The sequence below is a fragment of the Lactobacillus sp. HBUAS51381 genome (assembly GCF_012641095.1).
In the GTDB taxonomy this organism is placed as follows: Bacteria; Bacillota; Bacilli; order Lactobacillales; family Lactobacillaceae; genus Levilactobacillus.
This window is the reverse complement of the sequence record NZ_JAAVSC010000022.1, coordinates 1-20,934: the sequence shown is the minus strand read 5'-3', so window position 1 is coordinate 20,934 and position 20,934 is coordinate 1. Positions and strand designations below refer to the sequence as shown.

At 51.7% G+C, this 20,934-nt stretch carries 19 protein-coding genes; 15 read left to right on the top strand and 4 right to left on the bottom strand.

The window, feature by feature from the left end:
* Nucleotides 1-65: 65 nt before the first annotated feature.
* From HEQ50_RS08460 to HEQ50_RS08415, 10 genes are all read left to right on the top strand, one after another.
* Entirely contained in the window at nt 66-1,253 is a 1,188-nt protein-coding gene (locus HEQ50_RS08460) for an MFS transporter (protein WP_168900085.1), read from the top strand.
* 109 nt (nt 1,254-1,362) lie between these two features.
* Nucleotides 1,363-2,547 (top strand): MFS transporter, encoded by a 1,185-nt coding sequence (locus tag HEQ50_RS08455; protein WP_168900084.1) that lies wholly within the window; start codon nt 1,363-1,365, stop codon nt 2,545-2,547.
* Between the two features lie 54 nt (nt 2,548-2,601).
* The gene (locus tag HEQ50_RS08450) at nt 2,602-3,444 is read left to right on the top strand and encodes an aldo/keto reductase (RefSeq protein ID WP_168900083.1); all 843 of its coding nucleotides are present in this window, start codon (nt 2,602-2,604) and stop codon (nt 3,442-3,444) included.
* Nucleotides 3,445-3,721: 277 nt separating this feature from the next.
* Nucleotides 3,722-5,086, top strand: a complete 1,365-nt coding sequence (locus HEQ50_RS08445) for a cytosine permease (protein ID WP_168900082.1) — start codon at nt 3,722-3,724, stop codon at nt 5,084-5,086.
* Nucleotide 5,087: 1 nt separating this feature from the next.
* Complete coding sequence (locus tag HEQ50_RS08440) at nt 5,088-5,969, top strand: PfkB family carbohydrate kinase (protein WP_168900081.1); 882 nt, start codon at nt 5,088-5,090, stop codon at nt 5,967-5,969.
* A gap of 259 nt (nt 5,970-6,228) precedes the next feature.
* Nucleotides 6,229-6,798, top strand: coding sequence for a TetR/AcrR family transcriptional regulator (locus tag HEQ50_RS08435; protein ID WP_168900080.1), 570 nt, complete (start codon nt 6,229-6,231; stop codon nt 6,796-6,798).
* A 112-nt stretch (nt 6,799-6,910) separates the two neighbouring features.
* Complete coding sequence (locus HEQ50_RS08430; protein WP_168900079.1) at nt 6,911-7,339, top strand: MerR family transcriptional regulator; 429 nt, start codon at nt 6,911-6,913, stop codon at nt 7,337-7,339.
* A gap of 17 nt (nt 7,340-7,356) precedes the next feature.
* Complete coding sequence (locus tag HEQ50_RS08425) at nt 7,357-7,767, top strand: cupin domain-containing protein (protein WP_168900078.1); 411 nt, start codon at nt 7,357-7,359, stop codon at nt 7,765-7,767.
* Nucleotides 7,768-7,780: 13 nt separating this feature from the next.
* Nucleotides 7,781-8,101, top strand: a complete 321-nt coding sequence (locus HEQ50_RS08420; protein WP_168900077.1) for a carboxymuconolactone decarboxylase family protein — start codon at nt 7,781-7,783, stop codon at nt 8,099-8,101.
* 164 nt (nt 8,102-8,265) lie between these two features.
* Nucleotides 8,266-9,396, top strand: coding sequence for a glycosyl hydrolase family 8 (locus HEQ50_RS08415; protein WP_168900076.1), 1,131 nt, complete (start codon nt 8,266-8,268; stop codon nt 9,394-9,396).
* 71 nt (nt 9,397-9,467) lie between these two features.
* On the opposite strand, the gene HEQ50_RS08410 is transcribed toward HEQ50_RS08415, so the two are convergent.
* The 4 genes from HEQ50_RS08410 to HEQ50_RS08395 form a co-directional block, all read right to left on the bottom strand.
* Nucleotides 9,468-10,790: an Nramp family divalent metal transporter gene (locus HEQ50_RS08410; protein ID WP_370520139.1), complete on the bottom strand. Its 1,323-nt coding sequence runs from the start codon at nt 10,788-10,790 to the stop codon at nt 9,468-9,470.
* Entirely contained in the window at nt 10,783-11,733 is a 951-nt protein-coding gene (hemH, locus tag HEQ50_RS08405) for a ferrochelatase (RefSeq protein WP_168900074.1), read from the bottom strand. Before hemH ends, HEQ50_RS08410 begins: the two co-directional genes overlap by 8 nt.
* A gap of 136 nt (nt 11,734-11,869) precedes the next feature.
* Nucleotides 11,870-12,814 (bottom strand): GH25 family lysozyme, encoded by a 945-nt coding sequence (locus HEQ50_RS08400; RefSeq protein ID WP_168900073.1) that lies wholly within the window; start codon nt 12,812-12,814, stop codon nt 11,870-11,872.
* A 231-nt stretch (nt 12,815-13,045) separates the two neighbouring features.
* Nucleotides 13,046-13,972 carry a matrixin family metalloprotease gene (locus HEQ50_RS08395; RefSeq protein WP_168900072.1) on the bottom strand — a complete coding sequence of 309 codons (927 nt, stop codon included), beginning with the start codon at nt 13,970-13,972 and terminating at the stop codon, nt 13,046-13,048.
* Nucleotides 13,973-14,191: 219 nt separating this feature from the next.
* Between HEQ50_RS08395 and HEQ50_RS08390 the strand changes: the two genes are divergently transcribed.
* The 5 genes from HEQ50_RS08390 (at nt 14,192) to HEQ50_RS08370 (ending at nt 20,793) form a co-directional block, all read left to right on the top strand.
* Complete coding sequence (locus HEQ50_RS08390; protein ID WP_168900071.1) at nt 14,192-14,752, top strand: DNA-3-methyladenine glycosylase I; 561 nt, start codon at nt 14,192-14,194, stop codon at nt 14,750-14,752.
* Nucleotides 14,753-14,766: 14 nt separating this feature from the next.
* Entirely contained in the window at nt 14,767-15,897 is a 1,131-nt protein-coding gene (locus HEQ50_RS08385) for an exonuclease SbcCD subunit D (RefSeq protein WP_168900070.1), read from the top strand.
* 3 nt (nt 15,898-15,900) lie between these two features.
* Nucleotides 15,901-19,065, top strand: a complete 3,165-nt coding sequence (locus HEQ50_RS08380; protein ID WP_168900069.1) for an AAA family ATPase — start codon at nt 15,901-15,903, stop codon at nt 19,063-19,065.
* A 285-nt stretch (nt 19,066-19,350) separates the two neighbouring features.
* Nucleotides 19,351-20,334, top strand: coding sequence for a choloylglycine hydrolase family protein (locus HEQ50_RS08375; RefSeq protein WP_168900068.1), 984 nt, complete (start codon nt 19,351-19,353; stop codon nt 20,332-20,334).
* 12 nt (nt 20,335-20,346) lie between these two features.
* Nucleotides 20,347-20,793, top strand: coding sequence for a GNAT family N-acetyltransferase (locus tag HEQ50_RS08370; RefSeq protein ID WP_168900067.1), 447 nt, complete (start codon nt 20,347-20,349; stop codon nt 20,791-20,793).
* The last annotated feature ends 141 nt before the right edge of the window (nt 20,794-20,934 follow it).

Here is a 20,934-nt window from a genome sequence, read left to right as displayed (position 1 = left end):
CACATTGCCAAATATGGATTAAATAAAAATTGCCAATTGAATTGGTAAACGGAAGGAAGTCAACAATGTCAAAGTACCGTCTGCAAACGATTATTTTTGTATTAACCGCGTTTATGTTGGGATGTAATGAGTTTATTGTGGTCGGGGTGATCTCCGATATTTCCCAGTCACTGCACGTCTCGGTGGCCACCGTGGGCTACTTGGTGACGATTTTTGCCACGACGTTTGCTGTCAGCACGCCCTTCATTACGGTGCTAACCAATCGTTTTAGTCGGTACAAGACGCTGATGGTTCTGATGTTGATCTTCCTCATTGGGAACACGTTGAGCGGCTTTTCGACGAGCTATGGCATGCTCCTGGTGACACGGGTGGTAACGGCCGCAGTGGCGGGGGCGATTGAATCGTTCATCATCTCCTTTGCCAACGATATTGCGCCTCACGACAAACGGGCGGTTCTGATTGCCTGGATTTCGGCCGGGTTTAGTATTGCCTCGGTCATTGGGGTACCGATTGGTGTGGCCATTAGTACCGCAGATAGTTGGCGGACGGCCTTTCACGTTATTTCCGGCGTGACCTTGATCACGTATCTCCTACTGGCGTGGTTGCTGCCGCGGAATTTGCCGCAAGTTAAGGGGGGCGTGAAGGATCAACTGGTCTTTCTGACGGATAAACGGGTTTATCTGGGGATCGCCGTCAATCTCTTCATGGCGGCGACGATGTACGCCTATTACACCTACATCCGGCCGCTAATCACCACCAGCATGGGCTTTAGCCTGACGAGCCTGAATTGGTTACTCTTTGTCTTGGGAATCATGAGTATTATCAGTAACCGGTTGTCGGGCGCGCTGGCGGAACGTGGGGGGATGCGGCCGCTGCCATGGTTTTACGTCGTCGATATTGCCCTGCTGCTGGTTCTCCCCCTCGCCTTAAACAGTCAGGTGTTGGGCTTCGGTGTGCTCTTGATTCTCACGTTAATCGTCACCATTGCCGGGGCACCGGTTCAGATTCACTTCCTGGACGTGGCGGCCGAGAGTTATCCGCAGGCGACGATGCTGGCCTCATCGGTGAGTCCGATTTCGTTTAATATTGGCATTTCGGTCGGGTCGGCCACGGCGTCACTGATGTTGGGTCAGGTTGGCTTGCAAAATATCAGCTTTGGCGCGGCGGGGTATGCGTTGATTTCCCTGATTTTAGTGCTTATCTTGAACCGGGTCGTCGCGACTCACCAGTCAACGACGACGGTTGAAAAATAAATTTTAATTGGGGACGTTTTCATGAGACGTCCACCTGCTCGTTTGCGAAAAGATAGTGTATTCTGATAAGTAGCGAGTGAAAATATTGAGAGTCAGAGGAGAATTTATCGTGAACAAGTATCGTTGGCAAGCCATCGTCTTTGTCCTGGTGGCGTTTATGTTGGGGTGTAATGAATTTATCGTGGTCGGGGTGCTCTCCGACATTGCCCAGGAATATCGAATTCCGGTGGCCACGGTGGGGTATTTGGTCACCATCTTTGCCACGGTGTATGCGGTCAGTACACCGTTCATCACCGTGTTAACCAGTCGCTTCAGTCGTTATAAGACATTAATGACCCTGATGGGCATCTTCCTGGTGGGGAACACGTTGAGCGGGTTTGCCATGAATTATCCGGTGCTCCTGCTGTCGCGGATGATGACGGCGATGGTGGCCGGCGCGATTATTTCTTTAATCATGACGTTTGCCAGTTCCATTGCGCCGCGAGAAAAACGGGCGAGTCTGGTCTCGTGGATCTTTGCCGGGTTCAGTATCGCTTCGGTCTTTGGGGTGCCAATTGGAACGGCCATTAGTACCAGTTATAGCTGGCACGATGCCTTCTACCTCATTTCGATCATCAGCGCGGTTACCTGTGTCCTGTTGGGCTGGTTATTGCCGCGTCAGGTCGAACAGGTTCAGGGCAGCATCAAGAATCAATTAGTGCTGCTCAAGGACCGCCGGATTTATGTGGGAATTGCCCTGGTGCTCTTCACGGCGGCCACGATGTACGCGTATTACACCTACATTCGACCACTATTAACGACGGCGCTGGGCTTTAGCACGCAGAGCCTGAATTGGCTGTTATTCCTGATCGGGATCATGAGCATTATCAGCAATCGGTTGTCTGGGATGTTGGCCGAGCGTAACGGGCTACGGATTATGCCGCGTTTCTATGTCGTAGACGTTATCTTGCTGGCCGCGTTACCAATCGGGTTAGCTTCGAAATTTGGGGGTCTGGGGATCTTACTGGTACTCAGCCTAATTGTGACGATTATCAACTCACCAATCCAGATTCACTTCTTAAATATTGCCGAAGAGGAATATCCGCAATCCACGGTGTTGGCGTCATCGCTGAACTCAATCTTCTTTAATTTTGGGATTTCACTGGGTTCCGCTACGGCTTCCGGAATGTTGGGCGTGGTGGGACTGAACCACATCAGCTGGGGAGCGGCCGTATATGCGGCCATTTCACTGGTCTTAGCGGTCCTCTTGAATCAGGTCATCAAGCAGCATCGGCGCCAAAATAGTTCCCTTTAAGGGAATTCAGCGTTAAGGTTATCCTAGATCAACTTAAACGAGGAGGATAATGTGATGACAGAGATACCAACAGTCACGTTTAACGATGGTCAGCAGATGCCGGCGCTGGGCTTGGGCACGTTCCAAGTTCGTGGCGGTCAAGGCGTTAATCAGATCCTGACGGCGATTAAGGATGGTTATCGTAGTCTGGATTCAGCAACCAATTACGATAACGAAGGTGCCGTGGGTGAAGCGATCCGGCGGTCTGGCCTACCCCGATCGGCCTTCTTTGTGACCTCTAAGTTGCCAGGAAAGTATCACCGGTATGCCGATGCGACGATGGCCATTCAGGAGTCGCTCTATCGGATGGGATTGGATGACTTTGACCTCTTTCTCATTCATTGGCCACTGCCGAAGCGCGACCATTACGTGGAAGCTTGGCAGGCACTGATTGACGCCCAGAGCCGCGGCCTGATTCGTTCGATTGGGGTTTCCAACTTTGAACCAGAGCATTTGGATCGGCTGGTCAAGAAAACGGGCGTCACGCCGGCCGTCAATCAGGTTGAGGTTCACCCGTACTGGAACAATCAGCGGCTGTTAACGGCCGACCAGCAGCGGGGAATTGTGACCGAGGCTTGGAGTCCGTTGGGGCGTGGTAGCGCGGCGTTAAAGGAACCCCTAATTCAGAAACTCGCGAAGAAATATGCGAAGAATGTGGGCCAAATTATTCTGCGGTGGCACGTTCAGCGGGGAATCGTACCAATTCCTAAGGCCAGCAACCTGCTGCATCAGCGGTCCAACCTGGATATCTTTGACTTTAACCTGACCCCAGAAGAAATGACGGCCATCAATGCCCTGAGCCGGGCGGATGGTCGACTAGAGGGTCAGGATCCTAATGAGTATGAAGAATTTGACTAATCGAATTTAACGTATAGCTTATCGGGCTATACGTTTTTTTGTACCTTGATAGGCGTGAATAACCGAATAATAATATAAATAAATTTGTAAGTGTTCACCTCTGACAGTTAACCCCGATTACGGTATAGTGGGGATATTCAAATTTTTTGAGGAGGGGTGCAGGCGTGAAATGAAGTAGGACGGGATGACTAAGAGGCATTGTTGTCAGGCGGCGGTCAGGTCCGTGGGGCGGTGGCCGTCGTCACCAGCCAATACATAATTGAGGAGTTCGGAAAATATGAATGGGGAAACACTTAAAGTACCGCAGAAAGATAAGACGTTAACACCGGGGAAGTTATTTTACAATTGGTTTGCCGCCAATATCGGCATTATGGGGATCGTGTTTGGCGCGATCATCGTGAGCTATCATTTATCATTTATTCAGGCCACGCTGGCCTCATTAGTTGGGGCGTTATCCTTTGCCTTTCCGGGGTGGGTGGCCATGATCGGTAAGCGAGAAGGCGTGACGACCTTTAAGCTGTCACGGGCCGCGTATGGGACGCAGGGGAATAAGCTCCCCAATGGTATTGCGTGGATCAACATGGTGGGGTGGCTGGCCATCAACGTGATTACCGGGACCTTGTTACTGGTCTCGCTCTTACAAGTCATTCACGTTGCCAAGTCCGGGGTGGTGACGGCCATTGCCTTAGCTCTCTTTGCCGGGGTCGTCATTCTCTCGGGACTAGTTGATGAGGCGGTTTTGGCCAAGATTCAGACCTGGCTATCGTGGATCTTTGGGGCATTAACGGTGGTGATTCTCGTCTTGTTTTTGATGAAGGCAAATTGGCAGCAGGCTTTAGCACAGCCGACCGGAAAATGGTTGGGCGGCTTTTGGCCGGCCGTCTCCATTGTTGCCGCGGGATCCGGTATTAGTTGGTCCATGGCGGCTGCGGACTGGGGCGCTTATGTCAAACCACAGGCCAGTCAACGGGCGACGTTTTGGCATACCTTGTTAGGCGGCGCGGTTCCACTGTTTATTCTAATGTGGGGCGGGGTACTCCTCAGCACCGTTGAACCCGGCCTAGCCAGTGCCGCCAACCCCATTGCGGTGATGAGTCACGCATTGCCCTCATGGATGACGGTGATTTATTTCTTAGTGGCCGCCGGCGGTCTGATTCCGCAATGCATCATCAGCCTACGATCAGCCCGGATTAATCTGGAAACGGTGGGGATTCACGTTTCCCAGCCACAGTCGTTAATGATTCACGGCTTAATTGTGATCTTAATTCCGGTCTACGTGCTCTTTGTAGCCGAAGACTTTATGGGAAACTTTGAGCTATTCTTGGGATTCCTGGGGACGTGTCTGGCCGCTTGGGTGGCCGTCTTCCTGTGTGACAGCGTCCTGTACCGCCGCGAGGGCTATGCCGTGAGCGAGATGATGTTGGCCTCGACCAATCGCTATAACTGGAAGGGGCTCAGCTCCTGGGTCGTTGCGGTGATCACCGGTTTTCTATTCACGAACAACGCCGTGTGGAACGGACCGTTCGCCCAGGGAATCTTCCGGGATAACAGCCTCGGTGTGTTCGTTGCCGGATTGGCCGCAGTGGTCTGCATGCTGGTCTTACAACCAATTGGCAAGCGATTGACTGAGGAGGTCGATTAATATGGGCCGCGTACTGGTGATCGGTGCCGCGTATGTCGATATTGTGGTTAACGTGCAACGACTTCCCCGAAGTGGCGAAGACATCGCCGGTGAGTGGCGCAGTACCCAAGTTGGCGGGTCGGCCTTTAACGTGCAACGTGCCCTGGCTCATGAGGGCGTGGCCGCGGATCTTCTAGCACCGGTCGGTCAAGGGGAACACGCCACCGTAGTTCGAGAGACCTTTCACCGTTTGAACCTGCCGATCCTTTTGACGGATGATCGCGCGGACAACGGGTGGGATATTTCGCTGGTGGAAGCGACCGGGGAGCGCACCTTCCTCTCGGTCAGCGGGATTGAGCGCTACTGGCAAGCCGATTGGTTTTCGCGCTTGGATCTATCCGCTTACGAGAGTGTGTATCTGTCTGGTTATGAATTGGAAGATCCCCAGGCGGCGGCTGTCATCTTGACTGCCCTACAACACCATCCCCAATTGCGAATTCTCTTTGATGCGTCCCCTCGTATCGGGCAGTTATCCCCGGAGACACTGGAACGGTTGCGACAATTAAACGTGATGATTCATGGAAATGTGGATGAAATTCAGCAATTAGGTGTACCAACGGAAACGTATCAAGCCACTGCCCAGCGGTTAAACGCGGAGACGGGCGCATTAGTTGTCGTCACCCTGGATGCGCAAGGCTGCTATTACGTGGACCGCGGGATTGGGGCTATGGTTCCGGGTGAACTGGTCCAAGTGGTGAACACGATTGGGGCCGGTGATACGCACTGTGGTGGGCTGTTGGCGGCATTGACTGCCGGTCAGGCGGTGGCGCCCGCCCTGCAACGTGCCAATCATTTAGCCGCCCAGGTCGTCACCCAGTCGGCAGGGGCTTTGGGTGGTAAGTGATGGCTGGAAATCAACGGAGACACGCATCCTCGCGAAAATGGTTGAATCGGAGCCTGCTGTTCGGTCTGCTAGGGAGTGGACTGGTTGGCGGTGGATATGGCCAGGCGTGGGTTGCGCTCGTTGACCTTTTTTCTCTGGACGATGAAGGTCACGATGAGAGTCGTTAAGGAATCGTTTAGGTTACGTCTTAGGGGTTGGTCTAGGGCCCACGTTCAGCGTATAATAAGGGATAGTGAGCATTCCAGAAAGAGGCGAGAGCGTGGTAAAACGGCGAACATTGACCAGAGAGATTGTATTGGATCAGGCGAATCGGTTAATTGCAGAACACGGATTGGAGAATTTGACGATCCGTGCCTTGGCGGAGGCGTTGGAGATTCGGCCACAATCCGTCTATAACTATGCGGATAGTCTAAATGACTTGCTAGATCAGGTGGGACTTCGGTTCGTCAATAAGTTGACCGATCGATTGATGCGTCGTCTATTTGGGGTGGGCGGTAAAGAAGCGCTGCTCGTCTTTGCACAGGAATTTCGGCAAGGGTGCCGGCAGGAAAAACATCTGGCCCCTATTCTGATGAACCCTAATGATTTACGGCAGTTAAAGCGCACACACCAAGCGCTGTGGGACTTATACAAGCAAATGTTTGCGAGTTTACACGTGCTTGAGGGCGCAGATAATCCGAACCTGGTTGAATCAACGTTGTATCGTTCAGCGTTGTTTGGATTTATCATGCAGGAATTGGGGGGCTACTTGAAGTTGCCACAGAAGCGGATTGATGAGCGTTTCCAGCGCATGATGCAGTTAGTGATTGATCAAATGACTCTAGAATAAGGTAAAAGCCGGACTTGACGTTCGGCTTTTTTATTTTTTCCGAATTGACTTGACTTAAAGTGCACTCGAAGGTGTTTACTAGACTTTGTTAGGAAGCTAAGGAGGCGGCAAAATGGTTGAGACCGACAGACATTATCGGATTGGTGAATTTGCGAAGCTAGTGGGTCTATCGACCTATACATTACGGTATTACGAGGATCAGGGGCTGATCAAGTCTCGGCGTGATGACAAGGATGTCCGTTACTATACGGATCAAGATATTCGTTGGGTGGGGTTCATCCTGCATCTCAAGGGAACGGGAATGCGGCTGAATGATCTCAAACGTTACGTGACTTTACGTGCGCAGGGGGATGCTACGATTCCGGAGCGTCGAGAAATGTTGCGGAAGACCCAAGACGATGCCGAAGCCGACATTGCCGAACTTCAGATGCATCTGCAGGTGTTACGGCACAAGATTGACTGGTACGACGGCAAGGTCGACCATACCATTGCCGATTCCGAAAGTTTCCACGATTATTTGCAGCAATTTAACCAAGAATAGTAAAGGAGTGCTTGAATTTGGCAAAGAATGAAGACGTTAAAAATGGTGTGATTTTTCCCGTGGGCGATAAGAATGTGGCCTACCAGGACGTTTTCACGGGTCAGAGCTATTTACAAGGATTAGTGAACGATCCCGACGTCAGTGTAGGCGTGGGAAATGTGACGTTTGAGCCCGGCTGCCGGAACAACTGGCACATTCACCACAACGGATTCCAAATCTTACTGGTTACCGGTGGCGAAGGCTGGTATCAAGAAGCGGGCCAACCCGCTCGGCGCTTACATCCCGGCGATGTGGTCGTCACGAAGGATGGCGTCAAGCACTGGCACGGTGCGACGAAGGATAGCTGGTTTAGCCACGTGGCCATTACCGCTGGGACCCCGGAGTGGCTGGAACCAGTCGATGATGCCCATTACGATGCTTTAGACTAGGAGGTCGATAACAATGGCAAAGAAACAAACGGCTGGTCGGGATAATTTGGGTGATTTTGCCCCTAAATTTGCCGAATTGAATGACGATGTTCTGTTTGGACAGGTGTGGTCACGTGAGGACCAATTGTCTGCGCACCAACGGAGTTTGATTACGATTTCCGCATTGATTTCTGCGGGAAACTTTGAACAACTGCCCGCGCACCTCAAGATTGGCAAGGGCAACGGCATCACGAAGGATGAGATTTCTGAAGTGATTACGCATCTGGCCTTTTATGTCGGGTGGCCCAAAGCCTGGTCTGCCTTTGGCATTGCCAAGGAGATCTTTACCGATTAAACGAAATTGACGTCCGGGATAAGTCCTGGACGTTTTTTTGACGACTTAAGAGCACACACTGACTTTCTAGGCAGTTTACCCGGAATGAGTCATTTTCGGCGACAATTCACGACAAATAAGCCATAATTGAACGTAAAGATGCGCCAAAAAGGAGAATGATTTGGATGCAGAAACGTAAAATTTTAGCTGGCTTGCTGGGGGTCCTACTCGTGGGCGGCTTAGTTGTGGGGCTAAACAAGGTACAAACCCCACCCGTACAAGCTAAGACCAGTCAGGCCGTGACGCAGTACCAACAGTGGAAGAAGGCCTATGTCGGGGGTAAGACCCAGAAATACGTGAAGTCGAATAACGGCCAAGGTGCCACGACCGCGCTGTCTGAGGGACAGGGTTATGGGATGTTGGCAACCGTTTTGGCCGCGAAGAAGGGCGCCAAGACGCAGACGACCTTTAATCAGATGTACAAATATTATCGGGCCCATCGCGTTTCCAGCAAGGTGCCCTTGATGCAGTGGCAGCAAACGAAGCGTGGTGGCAAGATGACCAGTACGGGATCACAAAAGAATTCCGCAACGGACGGTGACTTGGATATCGCCTACGCTCTGATCTTGGCAGATAAGAAGTGGGGCAGTAAGCACACCAATTACCGAGCCGCAGCCAAGAAGTTGATTAAGGCCATTAAGCAAAAAGAAATTAACCACACGACCTATTTGCCGACCATGGGTAATTGGGCCACCAATAGCTACGATCTGAGTAAGTTACGGACGTCTGATCTGATGACGGGTTACTTCAAGACCTTTGCGACGTACACCAAGGATGCGACCTGGACCAAGGTTGCTAAGCGAAGTCAAGCGGCCGTGAAGAAACTCAGTGCACACCACAAGACGGGGCTATTTCCCGACTTTATTCTAGTGACGGGTAAGAGCCTGAAGTTGAAAGCCGTCAAGCCGTATAGTATCGAGTCTGGGACGGATAATCAGGTGGGCTACAATGCCAACCGAGTCCCTTGGCGATTAGCACAGACCTATAAGATTCGCAAGGACAGTGTGACGAAGAAAGCCTTACTTAAGCAGTTGAAATTCTTTAACCGCAAGAAGAAAATCACGGCCGTGTACACGTTAGGTGGCAAGGCAGTTAATTCTTACGAGAACACGGCGTTTACCGCGCCCATTCATTTCGCAGCGAAGACGTTGAAACAGACAAGTTTGAAGAACAAGACGGCTAAACAGTTGCCACGAACGATTGAGAAACACAATTATTACTCGGCCACCCTACAAGTGGTTACCGGATTACAGTAAAACAAACGGGTCTGAGACTTTTTGGTCTCAGACCCGTTTTGCTACCAAAATTGATGTAAGGTCATGTGGATTTAAAATAGATCCCACAATAATTGCGCGTTAAAGACGGTGATGATCGCCGTCACGAAGTAGCCTAAGGCGGTAACCCAACGGTGATTGGCATGATTGCCGAGAAGCTTAGAGCTACCCGTGAGCGCAATCATTGGAAAGAGCGTGAAGGGTAACGCAACGCTCAGCGTGACCTGCGCGTAAATAATCAGGTGTTCAAAAGTGCGATCATTAAACCCAATGATCCAGCCAATCACGAGGATGGGAATGAGGGTCACGAACCGGGTCAGAAGGCGTCGTTGCCAGAGTGGCAGGCGAATGTGGACGTAGCCCTCCATCACAATTTGTCCGGATAACGTACTGGTGATGGAAGAAATTAGGCCGGTGATCAGGAGGGCAAAGGCAAAGAGCCAGCTCATCACGGGACTGGCTAGGCTACCGACAATGGTCGGATTCTTGAGGCCTTCAAAGACGGCCCGGAGGCTGGTGAGGTCGCCCGTGCGCCCCAAGAAAAGCGTGCCGCCGAGAATCAGGAGAAGGGCATTGATGATTAAGGCCGCGATGAGGTGGACGTTGGAATCCCATTTGCCAAAACGCAAGGCCTCGTTGACCTGTCGAGGATCGTGGTAATCGTAGCGGCGACTTTGCGCCAATGAGGAGTGCAGATAAAGGTTGTGGGGCATGATGGTTGCCCCGATGATGCCGACGCTTAGAATGAGCTTGCGGTGGTCAGTCAATAGGCTTATTGTGGGGAGAATCCCTTGGAAAATCGCGGGCAGGTCGGGATGCGCCCGGCTAACCTCGATAGCGAAAATGGCCCCGACCGCGAGAATCGCGATGAGCACAATGAACTCGACGCGTCGAATGCCAAATCGTAGAAAGACTAAGACGATGAGGACGTCCGCGATGGTCAGTAGAATCCCGTAGACTAGCGGAAGATTAAAGAGGAGCTTCAGGGCAATGGCGGTACCCACGACGCCGGTCAGATCGGTGGCCATCATGGCGATTTCGTTTAAGATCCACAGCATGATGCGTAGGGGCGTGGGTACCCGTTCCGCAATGGCCTGGGCCAAATCCCGGTGGGCGACCACGCCTAACTTGATGGCCAGGGACTGCATAAACATGGCAACCAGAATGGAAAGGGTCAGCACCGCCAGCAACTGGTAGCGGTACTGACTCCCCCCGGCCAGTGAAGTCAACCAATTGCCGGGATCCATGTATCCCACGGCAACGAGGGCGCCGGGGCCACTATAGGCTAGAAATTTTGGGAGAAAGGCGGCGTTATCGTTGGGGACGGCCACACTGCGATTAACCTCATCGAGGCTGGGGCGTTGCGGTTCAGGCATGGGCATCACGGGCCTTTCGTTGGGCAAACGCGGCCAGGATCTTCGCAAACCGCGGATCATCGTTCATGGGTGGGACCAGCTGGAAGCGGTCGCCACCGCTGGCCTTAAACGTCTGGTAGTTTTGAACATAATCCTCTTCCAACGTTTCTAGACAGTCGGCCACAAAGGACGGCGTCGCAATTAGAACGTTACGCTGGCCTAATTCGACGAGCTGCATGAGCGTATTTTTTAAGTAGGGTTTCTGCCAGGGCATCGGTCCGAATTTGGACTGGTAGACGGTTCGTACCTTATCTGAAGGGAGGTCCGGCAGGCGGTCGAGAACCCCTTGGGTGGTCGCCTGACACTCGGCGGGATAGGGATCACCGTGGGCCACCATCGCGCTGGGAATACTGTGGTAGCTGAAGAGAACGGCGTCGAAGTCGGCCTGCTGATAGGCTTGCCACACCTGATCAGCCAGCAAATCGAGATAGGCCGGTTCCTGGTAGAAGTGGCGGATGGTCAGGAGCGGTGCATCGACGGTTGCGGCCTGTTTGAAGATGCCATCGTGGGTGCTTTGGGTGTATTGCGGGAAGAGGGGGAGAAGCACAATGCGCTCGCAGCCTTGTTGGACCATCGTCGTCAACGTGGCAGCAATATCTGGGGCGCCATAGGTCATGGCATAGTGCACCTGCCAGTCGGGCAATAACGCCTGGACCTGCCGCGCCATTCTCTGGGTATACACGATTAATGGTGAGCCCTCTTTTGTCCAGATATGTTGATAGAAGGTGGCCGATCGCCAGGACCGTAGCGGTAAAATAAAGCCCCGTAAAATGGGCTGCCAGAGCGCTGGCAGCATTTCAATGACGCTACGATCGCTGAGAAATGTCTTGAGATAGGCCCGCACATCCGTCGTTTCTGGGGATGCCGGCGATCCTAAATTAACGAGTAACAGACCTTGCTGCATACCAAACCCTCCCAAAGTATTAATAGCCTTATCATAGCATAGTTAACCGCTTTCAAGGTGATGAAGCCACCAGCCAGAGCCGGTAAATTGGACAGCAAAAAGGGTCACTAGCAATGGCCAGTGACCCTCAGAAAATTTAATAAGTTGAGACGTAAGCCTTGTTCGCCGTGACGTACTTACCGTTGGTTAATTGGAAACGGTAGGCGTTCTTGCTGTTCTTGGTGATGGCTTTAACGGCCAATTTCTGACCAGCAGTCACTTTGGTACTCCGCTTGTTCTTCGCAAAGGACGTTGACTTGTATTCATAGACGGTCTTTTTCGTCTTGATGCCACTAACATCGGTCATGCTGGTGTAGTAACTTGCCTTGTCTGTTGTCGTCTTGCCAGAGAACCACTTGTTAACGGCGGCGCTGTCGAGCACCTTGTTCAGGTCGACATTACCACTAATACCGGAAACGCGGCCGGTACTGGTGTATTGCCACAGGTCAACGGATGTGCCGCTAACCTGTGGCTTAACGGAACTGTACTTGGCAATCCAAGTGCCATCGAACTTGTCAAAGTTCAAGTTGTGGGCGTTGGCGTAGTATTCGCCAGCGTACATGATTAATGGCTTGTCAGTCAGCCCACGCATGGTCTTCAACCAAGCGTTGACGTAAGTCTGTTCCTTACCCTTAGCAGATGGCATCCGCTTTTCTTCATCTAAGACGAAGAATTTGGTGTGCTTGTTACTCCGCTTGTAGAAGTCTTTGGCTTCCTGTTGGGCGTCCTTGACGCTGGTAAATTCGGCAAACATATATTGACCGAATGGCACGCCGTACTTGTAAGCGCCATTGGCGTTGACGTTCCGCTTACTGTCAACCATGTAGCCGGCGTCACCCTTACTCCCATGTTGAACCCGAATAATGGCGTACTTGAGATCCTGGGACGCCTTTTTCCAATTGATATTCCCTTGGTATTGCGAAATATCGGCAACTTTCTTACCAGCAGCATTCGCTGTGGTCGTGTTCAAACTAACCCCTACAGCCAAGACAGCCGCAAAGGCAGCGATCCCCGCAACTAATTTGTGTAACTTAATTTGCATGAATGACATCCTCCTCAGTCTTTACCTGTTATTGTACACGGCGTGGCCGGCTAACAGGTTACTACAGATTTACAATTGATTACAGTTAGATTGCAAGTCGGTAGAAAGCGTTGGATTGCGGGTAAAAATTCAGCGCAAGTGTGAGCACTCTTTGCCCGTGTTTCGACAATTTAAGTTTGGAGACACAAAGAGTCTGGGCGTTTTATCCCAGACTCAGGTTATCATTTGAAGTTAGTGAACAGCGGTGTAAATCTTGAGAGCGAGTTTGGCCCGGTTCTTATCCGTCTTGGTCACGGGATTGTACTTGGACAGTCCCGCCTTGACTTTCTTGTAGCTGTAGACGTTGTTACTGCCACTCTCAAAGTACATTAAGTCGGCTTGATTCGGTGAGTGATTGAGCCCCATGACGTGGCCCAACTCGTGGGCAATGGTGCTGGCGTATTCGTACATCCGCCCGTTCTTAGCAACCGTGTTAACGCCCCGAACCTCTTTCTCTAGGGTCGTATAGGCTGGCAGAGACTTTTCAACAGACTGGGCTTCGGCGTTGAACGCATCTTGATAGGTTGCGTCCGCAGAGGTGATACCCTGAGCGGCTAGATTAGCTTTGGCCTGTGATTCAATGGTGTTAGCGTACTTGTTGTAAAAGGCATCATTCAACTGGTTAGTCATGGCGACCCTGATGTTTTTGGTTTCAGCTTGGTAGTAAGACCACCGCACCTGAAGCCGCTTGTTGCTAGGCGTCCACCAGGCGTCGCTCTGATCACTCTTAGAGGCCGTCGCCTTAGAGACAGAAAAAGTCAAAGTATGATGCTTTTTTGACCCCTGAACGAATTCCTTTTTTCCGAGCTTTTTATTCCAGTAGTTCATGGCAATCTTGACACTGCTTTTGAGCTTGGCGTCTTTGGTGTCGATCCACACGGTGGCTTTGCCATTCTTCTTCAAAGCGGTCTGCGCATCAAATGCTAGCTTGTAGGTCTTACCCAAACTCTTGGCGTGCTTGCGGTAATAGCTCTTAGACGCCTTCAGCTTGGCTGCTGAAGGCGTGACGCTTGCCGCCTGAGCCGTGACCGTACTGGTGGCAACGGCCGGTGCAAATAGGAGTGCGGCTGCCGCAACGATTAGTAGCGACCGCGCTTTTAAATGGTGTGCTCTGTGCATGATGCTAACCTCCTCAATTCCCCAAAACGTAACATTTACAATAGCATAGCCTTTTCTACAGAGGCGGTCAAGTAAAAACTGCCTGTTAATTTTCAACTGCTAATTTCAATAATGGCGGCAATGATGACGGTTTCAAAAATATAAAACTGAACATTTGTTCGGGTCTTTTCCCAGTGAATCTGGTATAGTAAAGGCAACAGCAAAAGAGGGGGGTTCACGATGGTTAAACGGTGTGATTGGGCGACGTCTTCGCCAACTATGCAATGGTATCATGATGAGGTTTGGGGGCGACCAGAGCATGACGAACAGACGCTATTTGAATGGTTGTGTTTGGAAACATACCAAGCGGGGTTGAGCTGGCAAACGGTCTTAAATAAGCGGGCGGCCTTCGAGGCGGCTTTTCACCACTACGATATCGCCACCGTTGCGGCCATGACGCCAGCTGCGGTTGACCAACTGATGACCAATGCGGCCATTATTCGCAATCGACGAAAATTAGAAGCCACGATTAATAATGCCCGGGTACTCTTAAATTGGTCGGACACACCTGATTTTGCCACTTGGATTTGGGACTTTGTTGGCGGGCAGCCGATTCGTCACCGCGTAACGTCTGCCGATGAGATTCCCGGAACCACCGATTTGGCGCGGCATATTTCGCGTGAGATGAAGAAGCGGGGGTTTAAATTCGTCGGCCCCACGACGGTATATTCGTTTTTGCAAGCAGCTGGTCTGGTCAACGATCATTTGTTGAGTTGCGACTGGGCACCGGAAAATCAGTAGAAAGGGATGGCTTCATGCGATTTTTACATACAGCCGATTGGCATATCGGGAAGAAACTTCACGGTTATGATTTATTGACCGAGCAACGGGATGCTTACGAGCAGATTAAAGCAATCGCGTTGAAGGAACAAGTGGATGCCGTGGTCATTGCGGGGGATCTTTACGACCGAGCGTTACCGAGCGAAGCGGCGGTTAGCGCTTTGGATACGATGTTGGTGGACTTAAACCGTCGGCAACGGCTGCCCTTATTGGCCATCAGTGGTAACCATGATTCGGCGGTGCGGTTGGGCCAAGGAAGCGAGTGGTTTGCCAGTACCGATTTTTACCTTAGAACGCGCATTGCCGATAGTGTAAAACCGGTAGTGATGGGAAATACCCAGTTCTTTTTATTACCCTATTTTGAACCGTTTGCCGTTCGCCAATACTTTCAAGATGACAGTATTAAGACGGTTGCGGCTGGAATGGAACGGCTGGTTGCGGCGATGCAAGCGCAATTTGACCCGCAGATGAAGCACGTGCTGGTGGCCCACTTCTTTGCCGCGGGTAGTCAACATAGTGATTCGGAAACGCTGGTCCAGGTGGGTGGTTTAAATGCGGTGCCAGTGGACCTGTTGGCGCCCTTTGATTACGTGGCGTTAGGACACCTACACCGCAAGGAAGCGTTGCAGAATGAACCGGTGATCAAGTACAGTGGTTCGCCGCTGAAATTTTCGACCAGTGAGGCCACTGATACCAAGGGCGTTTGGATTGTGGATACTGATCAGACACCCGTTGCGGTTACTTTTAAGCCACTGAAACCGTTGCACGATCTCGTCGTGCTGACCGATTCTTTCGCACATTTGATGGACACAACGGTGGACTATCCGGTGACAGTCGATGATTTTGTTGCCGTTGAATTGACCGATACGACACCGATTGCCAATGTCATGCAGCGGTTGAAGACGCGGTTTCCTAAAATCATTGAACTCCGGCGGGTGAACCAATTGGATGTGACGCCGGAGACCTTAAATATTGAAGAAGTCCAACGAGATCCCCTAACCTTACTGGCTGATTTCTTTGATACGGTTACCACACATTCGTTAACGGCACAACAACAAACGTGGGCCAAGGCAACTTTGCAGGAAGCCATGAAGGAGGAGAATTAAACCATGCGACCTTTAACCTTACACCTTCAGTTCTTCGGTCCTTACCGGGATGAGAAAATTGATTTTCAAAAGTTTGACGCCACGCCTTTGTTTTTAATTAGTGGTAAGACGGGAAGTGGCAAGACCACCATTTTTGATGGTATGTGTTACGCATTGTTCGATCAGTCTTCTGGCGTAGATCGAGAGCCGCAGGATATGCGCTCGGACTTTGCCACCACCAGCGATCACACCCGGGTGACCTTTACCTTCAGCCATCGAAATCGGCAGTATCGGATTGTCCGTGAGCCCGCCCAGATCTTGAAGAAGAAACGCGGGACGGGGGTTAAGCGTGCCACGGCTAGCGTTGAATTGACCGTGTTTGAACAGGGAACAGAGATTGATCAACTCACGAAGGCCCGGCAGGTCGACGATTATTTGCAAAATTTACTGCAGATGGATGGTAAACAATTTGCTCAGATTGTTCTGTTGCCCCAGGGAGAATTTCGCCGGTTCCTCATTGCGCCTAGTGAGGATAAGGCGACCGTACTGGAACAACTATTTAACACGGAGATCTTCGCCCGGTGGACGGATCAACTACGGGATAAACTTCGCAAGGATCACGCCCAGACGGCTGCGGTTGCACAGGAATTGGCGCGGCTCCAGGCGAGTCTAATTTGGACGCAGGAGAATCAGGATCGAGCGACGGAATTGCTGACTGCCCACCAGACGACGGCTGTGCTGGCACTAATGGATGAACAACAGCAGGCCACTCAGGCTACAGTTGCCACGCTTACGACCAGCGTACTGGCCGCTCAAACACGTGTAACGGCGCTAACCCAGCAGGATACCCGTGAGGAACAACTGCTACGTGATCGTCAACAATTAGCGGTTCAGACCGAGCAGCAACAAAAGTTGGCCGACCAAGTGCCGGCGATGCAGCACTTGCGGCAGGTCATTGGTGAACTGGAGTGGGCACAAGGGGTTCAGCCCCAATGGCAAGAGCGACTGACCGCCCGGCAAGCCCTGCAGCAACGACAGACAACTTTGCAGCAAGCTCAGGCTACTTTAAAGCAGGCACAGGTCACCCAAGCAGCAGCGGTAAGCGCACAAACAGCGGCGGAACCCGTTTCCCAACGGATTGCGACCACCAAAGATGAGTTGGCGCGCCAGGCCAAGATAAAACCCATTTATCAACAAATTGCTGAGCTGTCAACCCAATTATCACAAGCGAAAGCGGCCGTGACGGCTGCCCAACAGGCCGTCGAGACGAGTCAACAGCAATTGACGCAGAATCAACGCGATCAGCAAGCCCAACAGAAAGTGATTGCTGATCAGGCGGTCGTCTATCAGACCAGTCAGCAGCTGACGGAACGCGCTGCCCAGTTGAAGGAGTGGAATCGTCAGCTAACGGCACTGCAAGCAGCGGATCAGCAGTCTCACCAAGTCACCCAACAATTAACAGCGTTACGCCCCCAGGTCGTGGCGCAGGACACAGCGACGACTCAGGCGCGACAACACGCAGAAGATCTGAATCAGGAACTCTTAAACCATGAAATTGTGCGGTTAGTGGGGCAATTAAAGCCAGGTAGCCCGTGCCCAATCTGCGGTGCCACGGATCATCCGGCTCCGGCAGCCGTTGCGGACACCACTGTAACGGAAGCTGACGTTAAGCAAGCCCAACTATTGGCCCAGCAACAGCAAGAACGACTGGTCCAGTTAACCACGCGTCAACAAAACTTACAGGAGGATTTGGTCACACAGAAGAAACAACAGCAAGCTGAGTTGCAGACCCTTTGTCAAAGCATGTCAGTGGTGGTGACGGTTGCTGTCGAGGATGGCCAGTTGCCGAAGCTGGCCCAGCAACTGATGGATCTAACCACTAGTTATCAGACCGAATTAAAGGCCAACCAGCGACAACAAACGGCGATCACGCAGGCCCAAGACCAACTCGACCGGCTGACAAAACACGCCACACAGGTCGAACAAGACTTACAAAAGGCGCAGGTGGCCCAACAAGATAAGACCCGCATCGCTGACCGGTTAGCGGCTCAGTTGGCGACCCAGCAACAACAGTTACCGGATCAGGCGGCAACACTGGCTGAATTTAAGTTGCAGGAGCAACGGTTACAGCAACAGTTGGCGACTGATCAGGCCGAATGGGAGACCATTACGCAACGGGTTACCCGAACAACGAGTCAACTCACGATCGCGACGACTGAAGTTAAGGCGGCAACTACGGAGTTGGCAACGAGTCAACAGCGGTGCCAGTCTGCCGAAGAACAAGTGCGGGCACTGGTGGCCCGGCATTTTGAAGCGGTGACCCCAACCACGGATGATGACGTTGCCGAACGACTGGCCCAACTGCCAACGTTAACCCAGAAACGCCAGCAGCTACAGGCGTTTCAAACGCAACAGGAGCGGGTGGCGACCACGGTTGCTGAGCTGCAGAAGCGCGTGGCCGAACAGCCCGAGCCCGACCGTGAACAGACGCAATTGGCGCTTAAAACCGCGACCGATCACGTTAATACGTTGCAAGATCAACGCCACGACCAGCAAGACCAGTGGCGGCGCAATGCGGAAATCGTGACGACTTTACGGCAACAAATGACACAACAGGCGACGGCTTTGAAGCAATCACAGGCGTTAACCGAATTGGTGGGCGTAGTGAATGGTGACGGTCCGAACAGTAAATTGGGACTAGAACGTTACGTTTTGCAAACGTACCTCCGGCAAATCCTGATGGTCGGTAATCAGCGGCTCCGACAGTTGACCAACGGACGTTATCAATTTTTAGTTGATGACCATCCCGCTACGTACAAGAAGAATTCCGGACTTGAAATTAACGTTTACGACGATCACGTCGGAGAGCAGCGCAGTGTGCATACCTTGTCTGGTGGCGAGAGCTTTATTGCGGCATTGGCGTTGGCACTGGCTTTAGGGGAAGTCATTCAACAGACCACGGGAAGCGTGGATGTCGATGCGCTATTTATTGACGAAGGTTTTGGCTCGCTGGACGAAGACGCCCTGATGACGGCGCTAGAATCACTGGAAACGGTAGAAGGAAAACACCGGATGATTGGGATTATCAGTCACGTCAGCGAGTTACGGACCCAGGTCCCCAATCAGTTGCAAGTGGTCAGCAATGGTAATGGTGAAAGTCAGATTAAGTACCAAATTGATGAGGGGTAAGGCAAAACTGAGACCATGTTGAAAAAAGGTATATTGTATGTGGATACCGGCAAAACGTGATATCAATGAGTGAGAAACTTTGAACAGCAAAAACACGTCAAACAATTAGCCACAATGACAATATTGTGACCCAGTTATGATTCTGGGGATAAACCGTAAAACGGCGGTTCTATGCCGTTTGGACGGTTTCTTAAAAATAAGTCATATAATCAACGATTATCCGTGCACGCCATCTAATTTAGGGTTAAAATGATTGATAACTAAATTGGAAACGGGATGATTTTGATGTGTACGAGTTTGACTTATGAGAATAGCCGGGGTGACCATTTTTTGGCCCGCACCATGGATTATGGTTTTGAACTGGGCGGTCAACCAATCTTTATGCCCCGAAACCAGAAAATTCAGGGGGATGCTGGGGCGTTTACCACGAAGTATGGGTTCGTGGGCGCAGGGCGTAACCTGAGTCATTACATGTTTGTTGATGGGGTTAATGAGTTTGGCTTGGGCGCGGCGGCGTTGTATTTCTCTGACTACGCAAAGTATGCGCAGTCAGCACCGGCCGATAAACTAGCGATTGCGCCCCATGATCTGACGGCGTGGGTATTGGGCAATGCGAAGAGTGTCGCAGACCTACGTGATTTGATTATGCAAGTCCAAATCGTCGATCAGCCCGTGGCGTTGTTGGGAATTACGGTTCCCCTTCACTTCATTTTCAGTGATGCAACTGGCGATACGGCCGTGCTGGAAGCCACCGATCAAGACTTACATCTGATTGAAGATCCCGTTGGCGTCATGGCGAATTCACCGCAGCTAAGTTGGCACCTGCAGAACTTGAGTACGTATGGCACCTTGGTGGCGGATACGCGGCCGCTTCATGAGTATCAGGGTTTCAACCTCAAGACGGTGGGTCCCGGCACGGGGGCGTTTGGCATGCCCGGGGATTACACCTCACCTTCACGCTTTATTCGAACAGTCTTCAACAAGCACTATAGTCAGCCAACGGCCGATACGCCATCGACGATGAACCTGTTGCAGCACTTGTTGGACGGGGTAACGATTCCCAAAGGGGTTAAACTCAAGACCGATGGCAGCAGCGATTACACGCAATATCGCGGTTACATGGGCCTAAATGAACGGGCCTACTACATGGAACCCTACGACAATTTTGAATTGCAACGGGTGGAGATTACGGATAAAATGTTAACGGATTGGGACACACCGGTCGAATATCCGCTCGTGCACCACAATCACATTAAGAATTTAAACTAGGCAGGTGGCTTGATGGCAGAGTTTCAACAAAAACGGTTTTCACAGTTAACACCGACTGAGTTGTTTGAGATTTATCGGGTGCGCGTCGCCGTCTTCGTGGTGGAGCAGGCGTGTGCCTACCAGGAAGTTGACGATCTGGATGTTCAGGCGCAGCATTTGTTTACGCAGGATGAGGCTGGACGGATCACGGCCTATGCCCGGTTGATCGACGAAGGTAAGCAAGTACGAATCGGTCGGGTATTGGTCGCCCCAACGAATCGTGGCCAGGGGGCCGGTCGACAGTTGGTGACGGCGGCCTTAACCGCGGCCAAGCAAACGTATCCCGCGGCCCAGTCGGTCGTCATTCAAGCACAAGCTTACCTGCAAAAATTTTACGCGTCGTTTGGTTTTCAACCAACGAGTGCCGTTTATTTAGACACGGGTATTCCGCATCTCGACATGGTCTTGGCACTGAATTAAAGACAGCAAAAAACGAGCTCGAAGCCATTGGTTTCGAGCTCGTTGCTGTGCGCCCGGCATGGGCGCTAACTAGGCGGTGAAAATCCGCTGTGGGCCGTAGTAGTCGGAACCACGAGCCGAAGGCAAAGGTGTCCATCGCGA

Excerpts from the sequence above, each read along its gene's own strand:
- HEQ50_RS08375 (WP_168900068.1), top strand. The coding sequence starts at position 19,351 with ATGTGTACGAGTTTGACTTATGAGAATAGCCGGGGTGACCATTTTTTG.
- HEQ50_RS08420 (WP_168900077.1), top strand. The coding sequence starts at position 7,781 with ATGGCAAAGAAACAAACGGCTGGTCGGGATAATTTGGGTGATTTTGCC.
- HEQ50_RS08430 (WP_168900079.1), top strand. The coding sequence starts at position 6,911 with ATGGTTGAGACCGACAGACATTATCGGATTGGTGAATTTGCGAAGCTA.
- HEQ50_RS08450 (WP_168900083.1), top strand. The coding sequence starts at position 2,602 with ATGACAGAGATACCAACAGTCACGTTTAACGATGGTCAGCAGATGCCG.
- HEQ50_RS08460 (WP_168900085.1), top strand. The coding sequence starts at position 66 with ATGTCAAAGTACCGTCTGCAAACGATTATTTTTGTATTAACCGCGTTT.
- hemH (WP_168900074.1), bottom strand. The coding sequence starts at position 11,733 with ATGCAGCAAGGTCTGTTACTCGTTAATTTAGGATCGCCGGCATCCCCA.
- HEQ50_RS08445 (WP_168900082.1), top strand. The coding sequence starts at position 3,722 with ATGAATGGGGAAACACTTAAAGTACCGCAGAAAGATAAGACGTTAACA.
- HEQ50_RS08395 (WP_168900072.1), bottom strand. The coding sequence starts at position 13,972 with ATGCACAGAGCACACCATTTAAAAGCGCGGTCGCTACTAATCGTTGCG.
- HEQ50_RS08380 (WP_168900069.1), top strand. The coding sequence starts at position 15,901 with ATGCGACCTTTAACCTTACACCTTCAGTTCTTCGGTCCTTACCGGGAT.
- HEQ50_RS08440 (WP_168900081.1), top strand. The coding sequence starts at position 5,088 with ATGGGCCGCGTACTGGTGATCGGTGCCGCGTATGTCGATATTGTGGTT.
- HEQ50_RS08400 (WP_168900073.1), bottom strand. The coding sequence starts at position 12,814 with ATGCAAATTAAGTTACACAAATTAGTTGCGGGGATCGCTGCCTTTGCG.
- HEQ50_RS08385 (WP_168900070.1), top strand. The coding sequence starts at position 14,767 with ATGCGATTTTTACATACAGCCGATTGGCATATCGGGAAGAAACTTCAC.
- HEQ50_RS08410 (WP_370520139.1), bottom strand. The coding sequence starts at position 10,790 with ATGCCTGAACCGCAACGCCCCAGCCTCGATGAGGTTAATCGCAGTGTG.
- HEQ50_RS08415 (WP_168900076.1), top strand. The coding sequence starts at position 8,266 with ATGCAGAAACGTAAAATTTTAGCTGGCTTGCTGGGGGTCCTACTCGTG.
- HEQ50_RS08370 (WP_168900067.1), top strand. The coding sequence starts at position 20,347 with ATGGCAGAGTTTCAACAAAAACGGTTTTCACAGTTAACACCGACTGAG.
- HEQ50_RS08390 (WP_168900071.1), top strand. The coding sequence starts at position 14,192 with ATGGTTAAACGGTGTGATTGGGCGACGTCTTCGCCAACTATGCAATGG.